Origin of the sequence: Komagataeibacter melaceti, from assembly GCF_003403295.1 — a bacterium.
Classification (GTDB): domain Bacteria; phylum Pseudomonadota; class Alphaproteobacteria; order Acetobacterales; family Acetobacteraceae; genus Komagataeibacter; species Komagataeibacter melaceti.
The window spans coordinates 1-12,405 of sequence record NZ_QUWV01000056.1 but is presented as its reverse complement, the minus strand read 5'-3'; the positions used below and the strand labels follow the sequence as shown (position 1 = coordinate 12,405).

Genomic DNA, 12,405 nt, shown 5'->3' with positions numbered 1-12,405 from the left:
TGCTCACCGGCCTGTCTAGCTCACAGTGATCAGCAGTCTTTCTTACGCGACGTTTCTGGGCCGACCGCCTTTCGCACCATTCCGACGTGCGGCTGCCGCCTTTGCGGGACTGGCGGATGATCCGCCCACACGTCCCATCTGTGCCGCCATCCAGCTTCTGGAACCGTAGATCCCGTGGATCAGACCTTCGACCAGAACATCAGCATCAAGACGGGGCCAGTGAAGGCCATTCCCCAGCGGGGTGATCTCGATCTCGGCCAGATCATTCAGAGAAGCGCCGTGCAGATCCTGTAGGGGTCGGTAAATAGAACGGGCACAGATATACGCTAAGGCCGGATGCTGAGGGTATATAACGGGAAACAGGTGTTTCTCGTCATTTTTTCTTGCCGGGAAAGGATAGCCGCCAAGGTAGCAAAAACTGCACGACAAACCATGTCGCTTTGCATTACTGTGCGGAAAATCTTCTGGTGAGGTTTATCGTACATACTGGTCGGTTATATGCGAATGTCCTCAGCCGACGAACGCCAGTCAGTGGATCTCCAGCGCGATGTGCTGATCGCGGCTGGCGTCGAAGGGAGGCTCCGCCCGCTCCGGCAAGCCATCACAATCACCGATAATCCTTAGCGTATATCTGTGCCCGTTCTATGTACGCCCCCCTTTATGGTGACTTCACATAGACTGGCGGCACTGAACACCAGCATATTCTCCGGATTTTCCATGAGAGACCTGCCGTCAGCGGAGAGTTTCTCAGGTTCTCCGGCCGCCCAGAGGCGCACCGGCCTGAAAATACTCAACCAAGGGCAATGGCACAGAAATCTACGAGCGTAACGATGCGCGCTCTCTGGAAACGGCCTTTCTCCAGCAGACCGGCACGATGATCGCCCGTCACGAGATAATCGGCATCAAACGCCAACACCATTGTCAGAAGAAAGGTATCGTCGGGATCGTTGATGGTCACGTCAGCCGGCAAGGCGGGGAGTTGCTCGGCCACAGACGCTTTGCGCATGTTGTTGATCATCGCTCCAACCCGGTGAGGTGGCAGAATCGGTCGGAGTTTGGGATAGCGACTGACGCGCCTGAGTTCTTCAAGCTGGGTTGTAGACGTGACCAGATCGAACCGGTGCGCCCGCCAGGCATGATAGATCGTATCAGGGGCGCCACGAGGGTATATCAGAGCGGAAACAAGGATATTGGTATCCAGAACAACCCGCATCAGTGCCCGCGTGCCCATTGCACGGCTTCATTCACCAGATCGGCCAGTTCAGCCTCGCTCATATCCTCGGTCGCCGCTTTAGCCTGGTCTACAGCCTGTTCCAGAAGGTAGGACCGTACGGCGTCCTCAATGAAACGGGATAGATCGCCTTTGCGTCCCCCCCCATTAGCGGCGAGAAACATGCGAACAGACTGATCCACTTCAGATGAAACCGCGATATTCCAGCGGGTGGTGGACATGACTTACCTCCATATCTGCAGATAAACACTTATACACCTATCCGGCTGGTTTTCCATATTGCTTTCTAGTGAAGACTGAAATCCTTGTACGGTGCCCCCGAAAACGGAAGCACAGGTCCAGTCTGGCCAGAAGATCCAGACGGAAACAGAACGCGGGAATGATCTCTCATTCCCGCGCGGAAGGTTACCAGTAATATTCGTGGGGTCGCCGGGTTCCGGTATACGGAAAGACCGCCTCGACAGGATCGAGGTCGCCCTTGATGATCAGGCGGGCAACATGCCTGTCATGATGACGGCCTGGACGGATATCATGCAGATGGCTGTACCAGTTGGGGGCTTCAGAGGCATCACGTGAGCCTCCATAACCACAGCGATCCGGCCGATTGGCCCAGCGATGATCACGGCCGTGTTTTTGACTATGATGATAGGTGCGAGACATGGGAGCTTCCCCTCCATGACGCGCGGAGTGATTTCCGGGCGTACCTACATCGCCCGATCTCCTCTGTTCTGGTTGTTCATTTGCTTCTGACCGCCGGCGTAAGTCTTGCCTGCAGGGTCATGGTCGCAATCATGCCGGAACGGCTTTCATGGGATGATCTGGCAAGCGCATCCAGCCGCTCCAGAACGCGCCGGGGAAGGGAGATGTTCGCCCGTTCCACCCGATCATCGAGGACGGTCGGATCAATGGTGACAAAACCCACTGTCCAGCCCTCATAATCCGGGTTGTTCTGGATGGTGTCGAGCGTGCTGGGAGAAGGCACAGCCTCTCCGGCATCCAGCGTGGCGTCGATCCATGCCGCAGCGGCCTCTTCCGCATTGGAAATGGCTTCATCGAGCGTGTCGCCTGCCGAAAAGCAGCCGGGAAGGTCAGGAAAGACAACGCCAAACGCCGTTGCCTCGCTGCCCCGTTCGATAACAACCGGATAGCGCATGATGATCCTCCTAGAAACCCGCCTGTTTGCGGATGGCGGCAACCAGACCGGTACCCAGATCCTTTTTGGGATGAGGGACAACCACGATCCCTGGTCGCGACGGGTGTTTGAAGACATTGTGTGCACCGCGCACGCGATCCAGCTTCCAGCCTGCTTTTTCCAGCTCCCGGATCAGATCGGCGCTCTTCATTTACACATCATACACACGATCTGATCCCTATTCAAGGAAGCTCGTGAGAGGATGTGGCCAGATCATATCCAGGTTGAAGCGTCGTCAGCATCTAGCAAGGACGCCGATAGGCGCATGTTGCGGGTGGCCGCCTTGAGTTCGATCTCAAAGCGCATGGGCTTGAAATCGGATAGGTCATACCGGGCCAGATCGGCTGTTGCGACGAAATCCTCAACCGCTTCGTCGCTATGCAGCGAGGGTATGGACCTGTTTTTGCTGCTCATGGTGGTCAATCTCCTTCTGTCTAGCCACTACATACCCCCTCTTGGCACTGTCTCGGCCCTATTCTGGTACCTGACTGACACTGCGTTCGGGGCTGTACTGGACCCGGCCTACTAGAGGCTCTTCATACACCATTGCACCACTGGTGCGAGCATGCCCAAAGGGGTTGGAAAATCCGAGCCCCTTCAGCCAAAGGGTGGACCATATCGGTCCACCCTTTCGGCAAGAATGGTCGTTGCAGCGAGCAGACGTGGCACGACAGTTCTCCACCGCCTGAAAGGCGGTGACGATCTTACGCGACGTTCCTTGGCCGACCGCCTTTAGCACCATTCCGGCGTGCCGCCGCCGCCTTTGCCGGACTGGCGGATGATCCGCCCACACGTCCCATCTGTGCTGCCATCCAGCTTCGGGAACCGTAGATACCGTGGATCAGACCTTCGACCAGAACATCGGCATCAAGACGGGGCCAGTGAAGGCCATTACCCAACGGGGTGATCTCGATCTTGGCCAGATCATTCAGGGAAGCGCCTTGCAGATCCTGTAGCAGATCCACAGGCACGCTCATCTCAACACCGTTGGAAAGCGTGACATGAAGGGCGCGGCGCGCACGGATAAACCGTGCGGAGACAGCATGAGGAATTGCCGCTCTATGGAGCGCCTCTGCTTCACGAGCGGCCTGATAGTCCACGTTATTCGCCATGTATCGTCTCCCATGCTTCAGCCAGCATCTCAGCGTGGTCCTGCACGATGACAAGGGCTTCCTGTATAGCCTTATCTTTCATGCCGCCTGTCCGTATCAGTCGGGCTTTCTGGCCAATTTCGATCACCGCTTCCCCATCCGCGCTTATGACGTGAACGTGCATTGGCCCATGATCTGCCGTGTAAATCACGACACGAAATCCATTGATGCGTAGAAGCGTCGGTATAATTCACCATATCCCTAGCGCTTGGGTTTTTCAATTAGAACCATCCCGCTGAAAGTCAGAAGGAGAATATCTGGACGGCCCATCAATCCCTGATAAAACCAGCAGAGCGCTCTGGGAGGCCGTACAAAGCGCAATTCCCGTTATCTCCACCCGACATAGCAATTACACACGGGAACGCCTGTACGGCCATCCTGTGGCGTCTGGTGGGCATGCTGCAACACGTGAGCTGCTGAATGATCACCTGAACTCCGGTGCATCTTGAGCAAATTACGGTCTTGCCCGGTTCTTCTGGTGTTGCAGGCGTCGGGCGAGCGCGGGGCGGGAGCCCCGTAGGGCGTCGAAGGCGCCGACGCAGGAGAGGAAGGTGCTGGTGGAGAGATGATGCGTGAACGCATCGTCAGATTACGATTTTGCGCCGTAGGCGTGTCCGTTTGGCGTAGCCCTGAAAGGGCGAGCAGGGGGATGCCGGGTGGGAGATCGCGCGAAGCACGATCGGGGCGGCCGTAGGCCGCGAGCCGGCGGGGGCGTAATCCCAAGAGGCGGTGCTTTTTTGTTAAGAATTTTGTTAAAATATATAGTTAAGAGAGTTAAGCGCGAAAAAACCTATGAAAACACGATTAATAACAGTCTGTTACGGGTATGGGCGGTGGGTGAAACCACGTGTTTAGGTGGGTGAAACCACGATGCTTGGGTGGGTGAAACCACGATGCTTGGGTGGGTGAAACCACGACAGGTGACCATACTTATCCACAGGAAAACGCAGCATTCCCTATAGCTTGAGTGGTTTCGAGTCGTAGTAACTCTCATTTTGACTACAGAGAGAACTCATTGGGTGGGTGAAACCACGATAGTTTAACGAGACCGCCCTCGTGACAAACGATCCATCAACCCATCCACCTCTTCAGCACGCCGACGATCTGCTTCTACGCGCTCTCTTTCTTGTTCGAGCTTCCTATGCAGCTCAGTCGCTGCCTCAATACCTCGCAACTGAAACATCACTGCCGGTGTGCCTTCAACAGTCTGAGTCATCGACATGGTGTAATCCGGAAGTTGGTCTGCTTCGATGATCTTCCGCAGCATACGCTTAAATTCTTTAGGCTGCGCATCGCTACCTGTTTTTTCATGCAGCACCTCGACACGGCATATCCACCCACCTCGCTGGTGACCAGCATGTTTACGTGCGATCCGATAGAGGGCCCGCTCTAATCCACCAGATAAAAGAAAATAATCCTGATGCATTGTCAGCAAGGATCGCTCACTTACAATGCCTTCATAAACCCAGTTTGATAGGGTGATCGTCATTCCACGCGGCTGATCTGTGTCTGGATCTACTTCCAGCGTCCATCCATCCAACCATCCAAACTGAGCCTCATTACGGCGCTTAGGTGCCCGTAATGATGTACGGATGGATGTTGTTTCTAGACGCGAAAGAGCAGCTTGCAATTCCTGATAAGCACGTCCCCCTGTTCCCCGTCGAATACCGCGCAACAAATCATAGGTTGTTGTTGTAAGCGTTCGCGGAAGATCATTGATCCCCTGTTCTTTCATCCGATTTAATACGGAAGCAGCCCACACAAGAATGTCGGCATCCCATATTGTCGCCATGCCATAAGCTGGCATGGCTTCAACTTTCACCCATGCTTCGCCATTTGGACTACGATATTCAATTGGCTTAAGACGTTTACGTTTCTGAAGTGAGAAAAATGGCCGCTCCATCACTTCCCGCTGATCTTTCAACGGAAGATCATTCATTAACGGAATAAAAAAGTCGAACTCGGGGTTCGGATCACGCCGTTTACTCATGGTGCAAACCTAGTGTGCCCTCGCTGCACCAGATATTGGCGCAATAAACGCTCGGTAATAACCGTCAAAGGTTCTCCACCTTCCTCTACACTCAGCTGACGGAGTGTACGGTGCATATCCTCTGGGATATGGATCAAAACCGGTTTTTTGCCAGGATGACTATTTTTCTTGCGTGGTGAAGGTGCGTTCCCATCAAGAGGTGATCGGGTAGTAGCCTCTTTAGGCACATTTTCTGCTACAACCGTCGGAGATACAGGGGCACTTTCTTCCTCAAAAATGCCGGCTAATGCCGATGCTTTCTTGGGTTTCACCATCATACTATCTCGCTTAATGGTTTATTCGAATAATCGCTTAGTCGCTTAGCCTCAGCATAAGCAGAGCGTAGTTCAGCTGCGGCCTTACCATCTGGATCCAATTCGGCAGCAGTTTTCCCAATCGGTGTTGCTCTATAAAAATCCTTACGAAAATGAAGTTCTGTATCGAACATAGTGACGCCTTTAGCGATGAAGCCCGCTCGAGCATCTTTCCCTTCTGAACCTTGGTAAGGAACCTGGGTGAGGATCACAGCAAAAGGTGTTCCTGCTTGCTGAACCTGCTTTATCGTTTGAAGCACAGAATGAACATCCAACCCACGCGGAGCGACTGGGATTACTACAAAGTCAGCTTGTTCTGCAGCCAACATAGCAATGTCTTTTGAGTTTGCTGGCGTATCAATGATGATGAGATCCAGCTTTCCACTCTTACGTCCTCGCGAAACATGCAAAGGCAATCCTGCAACACTGCTATCTTTCACCATTACGTCATCAGCCTCTCGTCTCTCAGACCAATAGAGAGCTGATCCTTGCCGATCGTCAGCATCAAGAATCACAACTGCTGCGCCTTCACTGGCGGCTTCGACAGCAAAAGCCGTTGCAATCGTCGTTTTCGACTGCCCACCTTTCTGCGCAATCACGGCCCAAGTCTGCATGATGTCTCCCACTAAGCGACTATACTTTTTATATAGCTTATTCGGTTAATAGTAAACAACTTTAATCGCATAGTCGCTTAGTTGCATATTCGCTTAGAATTTATATCGCATCCTAATGCACTCGGCTTCATCAAGGGAGACGTCACGGCTCTCGATCCGCAAACCATGAAGCCGGACCAGACTAATCAAAGAGCACACCCACTCAACTATATCGAGTAACCAATTCATAAGAGATGGCAGCAGATACACCTTAAACCGCAGGCTACACTCGCATGCCCGTTCCCTTAATCTGCCCCCTTGAGCACGGCACGCCGGTAAAGGTCAGCCTACCGATTGCCCTTGGCTTCTGCTGGGATAGAACCATCTGCCACACTCACGGCATGATCCCCTGCATGACCAGAAACGCCCGCACTGTGATGATCTTCACACCATCATAGACCCGCAGGGCCAAAATATCGCGTTTGTCGCCCGTTAACAGAAAATCGGCTTTTCCAGCGGATGCCATCGCCAAAAGATAATCGTCATCCGGATCCGGAGAGACTACCACGGCAGGAAGATCTACAATGAGAACAGCCAGATCCCGGACTTCATTGACCAGACGACCGGCCAGGACGGGCGACAAACGAGCGCGGATCTTGGGATACCGGGTCACGCGGCGCAACTCATCCAGCTGCTCGGTAGAAGTCAGCAGATCGAATTGTCCTGCCCGCCATAGCCCGAGCAGATGCGCTGGCAGGGATTTTTCAGAAAGCAGGGCACTGATGAGAAGATTGGTATCGACGACCAGACGCACGCCTTAGCTGGTCCTGTCCGTTGCCCGCGTGGCGGTGATGGCCTCGTCGATCAGATCCTCCAGCGCGTCCGGCTCCATATCTGCGAACCCGCTCCGGGCTTCCGCCATCGTCCTGTCGAACACGCGCCAGCGCACCGCTTCCTCAATGAAGCGAGACAGGTCGCCTTTCTTCATACCGCGCTGCGCCAGAAAACTACGTACGGTGATGTCGGTTTCGCGGGAGACTGAAACCGTCCAACGAGTCATATCAGTAGACATATCATATCTCCATATAAAGTCTTATACGCTTATCATGATAAGCGCCTATATATATCTGTGCAATCTGATTTCATCTTCACAAAATGCATTACCCCCACATTTTCCGGGCGATATCCTGTTCTTCGGCGCCGACGGCATCGGCATAGATGGCGGTGGTGGAGAGCTGGGCGTGGCCGAGCCATTTCTGCACCATGTTGAGGGGGATACCGCTGGAGACGGCGGCGACGCCGAAGGCATGGCGCAGGCCTTTGGGGGACGCGGCCGGGCCGGACAGGCCGGCGGCGACCATGACCGCGTGCACGGCCCGCCAGCCGGTCATGCGCGACCAGGGCCACAGCCGGACGCCTGCGCCACGGCCGCGCCGGCGCTGGGCCTCACGGAGGCCATGCACCAGATCCAGGGCTTCAAGCAGGGACGGGGGCACCGGCACGGCGCGATAGATCCCGTCCTGGCGCTTCTTGAGCGTGGCGAACACCAGTACGCCGCCGGCGAGGTCCACCCGGTCCGCTGTCAAAGCGAGGGCCTCGGACAGGCGGCAGCCTGACCAGGCCAGGGTCATGCACAGTGTGCGGGCCTCGCGCGGCACCTGCTCGGCTGCGCGCAGGAAGCGCGCCCGCTCGGCAACGGTGAGGTATTTGCGGCTCCCGTCGCGGTCGAACAGCTGCATCCCGCCGGGGGCACCGGCCGGGACCGCCCGCTGTCCCGGGTTTCGGGGGGCGCTCATCCGGCCACCCTGTCGCGATAGCCCCGCCGGCGCTTGACACGGAGCTGGCGGGCGAGGGCGTCCCACGCCTGCCCGGCATCATCATACAATGCGCAGACCTACCGCCCCGCCGTCCCGATCCGCCCCCACTGCCGCACCAGGACGATGCCGCCGAACAGGTCGGGCTGCAGCGACAGGGAATAGAAGCGCCAGCAGTTGGTCGCCGGGTCCACGCGCACCAGCGCCGCCGTTTCGGGAAACAGCGACAGCTGGCAAGGCGGCCGGACAGGGGCCTTCGGGACGGGTTTGGGCATGATATCCTGAGAAGTGTAACACATCTCACCTGGCCCGCACAGGAAAACTGCCCCGATCGCGGAACCGGCCGGCCGGTTTCAGGCCCGGCCTGTTACACTATAGGTAATAGTGTACCCTCCCAAACCCTCCCTGCGGGAGGCTTCGGTAACGTACACCCATATAGTGTAACATTTCACCTCTATCTCCAGATCATAGGCAATGACTCTGGCATTGGAAATTCCCTCCAACAGAGCCACAATACCAAAACTGCTTGAACACGCCCGTGGCTTTCCCGGATGTTTGCAGTTCGCTAAACCGACTCTCTCAGTTCAGACAACGTGAAGCGGGACGAGAGAAACAAGGCACGCTGTATCACCCCCCGATACACACGCTCGTGAGCCACCCAACGTGACATGAAAAGCTCCGACATGCTTCAACACCAGCCAGGATCACTGACAGTGTAACCAAAAAAGCAATGAGCTTTGTCCACCATACACCGAATTCAATATATGATCTTACCGTTCCTTCTTCATCGTATTTTGATACGATATCGATCCATTTTCTCATTTGTTCGTCAGCCATATACTTTTCTCCTCTTTCAAAAATTATTTTACCCGCAACGCATTCAGTGAGACCCACTGGTCGCTGTCGGGCTTCTTGACCTGCCAGAACGTCCAGCCATTGACCCCGGCTTGGGTAATCGACCAAGCGGCGTGAGAGGGGCTGTTCTTGGTTTCCCCGCTCTGCATCCAGGCATCCTGGATGATTTTCGCGGTGTATTCCTTGCCTTTGTATTCCGCCCGCAATTCCGTGCCATTGGGCAGGTTAACGCCTTTCCAGGTCCAACCTGTTCCCGTGCCGAGGTTTTCCTCGACAGAAGCCAGCCCCAGAAGATCGCGCAGCACATCGTTATAGGTCATCTCTTCGGAATCCCGGCGCAGGGTCAGGGCCTTCCAAACATCAAAATCCACATCCAGAGTCGGCATTTTGTTCTCCTCAAAATTCAACAGAACGATTATTTGAGGATTTTTAGGAAAAATAGCAACATGAAATTTCTCGGATTGATGAAATTTTTCCTCTATCCCTGATAAGGGACATTATCTGGGGGAGACGAAGCAAAGACCGCTTTATCCTGCTTGAACCCTCGCGGAAAAACCACCTTGCAGCCCTTGATGCACCGTGGCTTCGAGTTGTCCCAATCAGACTATAGTTAATATAGGACGATTTACCTCTTTCAGCTTGGTCCACTGTTGTTGCGCAGCCTATGAAGTGTTGCGACTTCCATATCCGCCAAAGCCTTTTCTTCGAGGTACGCGACAGATTTTCACGGCCCATATTTTATATAACATATATGCGTAAATGTTATTTTTATTCGTTTTAGTGATAAACATGCTAAAAACGCATAATGAGTGTTTACTTCCATTTTTGATCCATCTAGACTCCCTTCAGCCTAGTTTGCAGGCAGGAACAGGAGCGACAAACATGGAATTAGACAAATTACGCAACCTCAAAGGTCTTCGCGAGGAAGCCGGTCTATCTCAGACAGAACTAGCAAATCAGCTCGGAATTCAACAGGCGCAGGTTTCTCGCTATGAATCAAATCCGGAAAGTATTTCTTTTAATCTAGCCATAAAATGGATCGAAATATGCGGGAAAGTTTCCAATTCGCACCATTTGAATATCAATACCATTCCCCGTGAGGGCCTACTCCAAGAACTTCATCTTTCCTTGGGATTCATTGATGGCGCTCCGAGAATTTCTCATCCCGACATTTCGGCCTCTCTTGGCCTTCTCAGAGAGGCGCTTGTCCGCCTAGGACGAAAACCAATTATTGGTGTCTATGGTGCCTTTGATGCCGGCAAGTCTACACTACTTAATTCATTACTTGGCAAAGACACACTCACCACGTCTTATCAGCCGACGACCAGCCTTGCTTGTCTTATTCGTAGCATCAAAGACAAACCAAACTGGCAGAGCGAAAATGTATGGGTAATGGACAAGAACTTTGATCCTTCCCGTTCCACGAATGAAGCCTATTGTCGGGCGCATTTGCTTCTTGCCGGAAGTTATGGAAGCCTGAAGGACTATACCACTCATGACGGATCTGAAGCGTCTAAGATTTCCGAAAATGCAGGTATCGTTCTTGTTTATGTTGACTCTCCTATTCTCGATGTAGCTGATTTTCTTGATACTCCAGGTTTTGGCAACTCAGGATCAGATGATGATGCAAATGCAAAAAATAGCATTCGCATCGTTGATGCTATGATCTACATATCCACAGTAGACGGCTTCATGAAGAATGAAGATGTCGCAAACATTTCAGGACTTTTGAAGGAAGTTCCGCCCGTAGAAGGACAGCCATTCTCTAATCTGTTCATCGTGGCAACCAAATCACACACGGTCCCTAAAAATGAATTGAACTCTATTATTCAGAAAGCCTCAGCAAGAACTTACAAAACATTGCGGTCAGCTTTGGATAACCGTTATATCGGCTATGAAAAATCATCTGACAGTAATGGAGAAACATCTGTAAATAGAATTACCTCTATGGATATAGAGGATCAATTTAGGGCGCGTTTCTTCACTTTTTCAGTTGAAGACGTCTCTCTCAGTGTAAATTTTGAGAATACTTTATCCGATTTTCTTTGCGACACGCAGCCCGATTGCTCCAAAACGCAATACGAAGCGACCCTTAAGGCTGCAAAGGAAACACTGACAGGCGATAGTCTGAAATGGATATCCGCTCTAGAGCGAACCCGTGACGATATTGAAAATGTCAGAGCAGAAGCTGCTCGTATGAAAGCCGATCTGCCAACACGTTTACAATCGTTCCGCGATAAAGAAACCAAGGGAAGTGGCTTAATTGACTCTTATAAAGCCACTGGCCGCATAAAAGTTCAGGAGATCTACTCTACGGTTACCGCTGTAGATGCAATTGAGAAACTAATTGAACGGTCATTTAATGACAAAAAGGAGGCTCAGAAACTTGCCGTTACGATGGTACAATCAGAACTTGTGGAACGCGTCGAAGTCTCCATAAAGAAATGCTCAAGGGATTTTTCCCAACAAGTTGATGAGATGTTGAAGGACTTTGCCTATGAGCTTAATTTATCTCTTGGCGTCGATAGCGGCTCGCGTCTTTTCAACATTCAGGCGGCATTCGCGGGTGCGCTGGGTGGCGTTGGAGCACTTGGAGCACTGGCTGCTTGGAGTGCTATTGCAGCGGCTGGCAGCAATCTTGGCGGATATATACTCGTCGCGCAAGTTGCAGGGTGGTTGGGTATTAGCTCACTCGTCGGTGGTTCTGGCACTGTGATGGCCGCAGTCTCTGCTCTTGGTGGACCGATCACTATTGCAATTGCAGGGGCTGTTCTCGCGGGATTTGCTGTCGCCTCACTCTTTGGCCCTTCATGGCAGCGGCGACTTGCTAAGGCGATTGAGAAAGCATTACGTAATGCAAATGTTGAAAGTCGCCTTGTGCAAGGATCTGATGATTATTGGGATCAGACAAAAACTGCCTTCTGCGCCGCTATGCAGAAAACAGCAAAAAATTATGAAGAAAAGGTAAAAGAAAGAGAAAAAGAAGCCTTCAGCACAAGTCCAGAACAGATCAAGAATCTTATTGATCAAGCGAAGGAATCACTTGGTTTTTTTAAATCAATGCCACTTGGTTGGGCTAAAACTTAATTTTCAATGGATGGGCGAGATATCTCGCTCATCTGTCTTGATATGTTTCATAGGTGTTGATTTTCACTGAGAACTGACCCGGGTAGGGCGGAAATTTTCATCGAGATTTGACCCATGCCTCCACACTCCCCGGCATCAT

General features: G+C 52.7%; 16 protein-coding genes and 2 pseudogenes. 1 reads left to right on the top strand and 17 read right to left on the bottom strand.

Annotated features, from left to right (window positions below; all coding sequences use genetic code 11):
• Window positions 1-42: 42 nt before the first annotated feature.
• The 17 genes and pseudogenes from DY926_RS07475 to DY926_RS07390 all read right to left on the bottom strand — a co-directional run.
• Window positions 43-294 (bottom strand): annotated as a pseudogene (locus DY926_RS07475) (DUF2442 domain-containing protein); the annotation flags it as partial.
• A 496-nt stretch (window positions 295-790) separates the two neighbouring features.
• Window positions 791-1,231, bottom strand: a complete 441-nt coding sequence (locus DY926_RS07465) for a putative toxin-antitoxin system toxin component, PIN family (RefSeq protein ID WP_241503109.1) — start codon at window positions 1,229-1,231, stop codon at window positions 791-793.
• On the bottom strand, window positions 1,213-1,452 hold the full coding sequence (locus tag DY926_RS07460; RefSeq protein WP_116702802.1) for a ribbon-helix-helix domain-containing protein: 240 nt from the start codon (window positions 1,450-1,452) through the stop codon (window positions 1,213-1,215). Before DY926_RS07460 ends, DY926_RS07465 begins: the two co-directional genes overlap by 19 nt.
• A gap of 184 nt (window positions 1,453-1,636) precedes the next feature.
• Window positions 1,637-1,891 carry a hypothetical protein gene (locus DY926_RS07455; protein WP_116702801.1) on the bottom strand — a complete coding sequence of 85 codons (255 nt, stop codon included), beginning with the start codon at window positions 1,889-1,891 and terminating at the stop codon, window positions 1,637-1,639.
• A 76-nt stretch (window positions 1,892-1,967) separates the two neighbouring features.
• On the bottom strand, window positions 1,968-2,384 hold the full coding sequence (locus DY926_RS07450) for a type II toxin-antitoxin system HicB family antitoxin (RefSeq protein WP_116702800.1): 417 nt from the start codon (window positions 2,382-2,384) through the stop codon (window positions 1,968-1,970).
• A gap of 10 nt (window positions 2,385-2,394) precedes the next feature.
• Window positions 2,395-2,574 carry a type II toxin-antitoxin system HicA family toxin gene (locus tag DY926_RS07445; protein WP_116702799.1) on the bottom strand — a complete coding sequence of 60 codons (180 nt, stop codon included), beginning with the start codon at window positions 2,572-2,574 and terminating at the stop codon, window positions 2,395-2,397.
• A gap of 62 nt (window positions 2,575-2,636) precedes the next feature.
• Window positions 2,637-2,837 (bottom strand): CopG family antitoxin, encoded by a 201-nt coding sequence (locus DY926_RS07440; protein WP_116702798.1) that lies wholly within the window; start codon window positions 2,835-2,837, stop codon window positions 2,637-2,639.
• A gap of 290 nt (window positions 2,838-3,127) precedes the next feature.
• A complete protein-coding gene (locus DY926_RS07435; RefSeq protein WP_116702797.1) occupies window positions 3,128-3,535 on the bottom strand; it encodes a DUF2442 domain-containing protein in 408 nt (135 codons plus the stop codon).
• Entirely contained in the window at window positions 3,525-3,698 is a 174-nt protein-coding gene (locus DY926_RS07430) for a DUF4160 domain-containing protein (RefSeq protein ID WP_116702796.1), read from the bottom strand. The genes DY926_RS07435 and DY926_RS07430 overlap by 11 nt, the downstream gene beginning before the upstream one ends.
• 915 nt (window positions 3,699-4,613) lie before the next feature.
• Complete coding sequence (locus DY926_RS07425; RefSeq protein WP_116702795.1) at window positions 4,614-5,564, bottom strand: replication initiator protein A; 951 nt, start codon at window positions 5,562-5,564, stop codon at window positions 4,614-4,616.
• Window positions 5,561-5,881 (bottom strand): hypothetical protein, encoded by a 321-nt coding sequence (locus tag DY926_RS07420; RefSeq protein ID WP_196778566.1) that lies wholly within the window; start codon window positions 5,879-5,881, stop codon window positions 5,561-5,563. The genes DY926_RS07425 and DY926_RS07420 overlap by 4 nt, the downstream gene beginning before the upstream one ends.
• The gene (locus DY926_RS07415; protein WP_116702794.1) at window positions 5,878-6,531 is read right to left on the bottom strand and encodes a ParA family protein; all 654 of its coding nucleotides are present in this window, start codon (window positions 6,529-6,531) and stop codon (window positions 5,878-5,880) included. The genes DY926_RS07420 and DY926_RS07415 overlap by 4 nt, the downstream gene beginning before the upstream one ends.
• Window positions 6,532-6,904: 373 nt before the next feature.
• Window positions 6,905-7,324 (bottom strand): putative toxin-antitoxin system toxin component, PIN family, encoded by a 420-nt coding sequence (locus DY926_RS07410; protein WP_116702793.1) that lies wholly within the window; start codon window positions 7,322-7,324, stop codon window positions 6,905-6,907.
• A 3-nt stretch (window positions 7,325-7,327) separates the two neighbouring features.
• Window positions 7,328-7,582, bottom strand: coding sequence for a ribbon-helix-helix domain-containing protein (locus tag DY926_RS07405; RefSeq protein WP_116702792.1), 255 nt, complete (start codon window positions 7,580-7,582; stop codon window positions 7,328-7,330).
• Between the two features lie 88 nt (window positions 7,583-7,670).
• Window positions 7,671-8,249 (bottom strand): tyrosine-type recombinase/integrase, encoded by a 579-nt coding sequence (locus DY926_RS07400; protein ID WP_241503108.1) that lies wholly within the window; start codon window positions 8,247-8,249, stop codon window positions 7,671-7,673.
• Between the two features lie 53 nt (window positions 8,250-8,302).
• Window positions 8,303-8,623, bottom strand: a pseudogene (locus DY926_RS07395) (WGR domain-containing protein).
• A 561-nt stretch (window positions 8,624-9,184) separates the two neighbouring features.
• Complete coding sequence (locus DY926_RS07390; RefSeq protein WP_116702790.1) at window positions 9,185-9,565, bottom strand: DUF2924 domain-containing protein; 381 nt, start codon at window positions 9,563-9,565, stop codon at window positions 9,185-9,187.
• Window positions 9,566-10,061: 496 nt separating this feature from the next.
• Between DY926_RS07390 and DY926_RS07385 the strand changes: the two genes are divergently transcribed.
• Window positions 10,062-12,266, top strand: a complete 2,205-nt coding sequence (locus DY926_RS07385) for a helix-turn-helix domain-containing protein (protein ID WP_158551939.1) — start codon at window positions 10,062-10,064, stop codon at window positions 12,264-12,266.
• The last annotated feature ends 139 nt before the right edge of the window (window positions 12,267-12,405 follow it).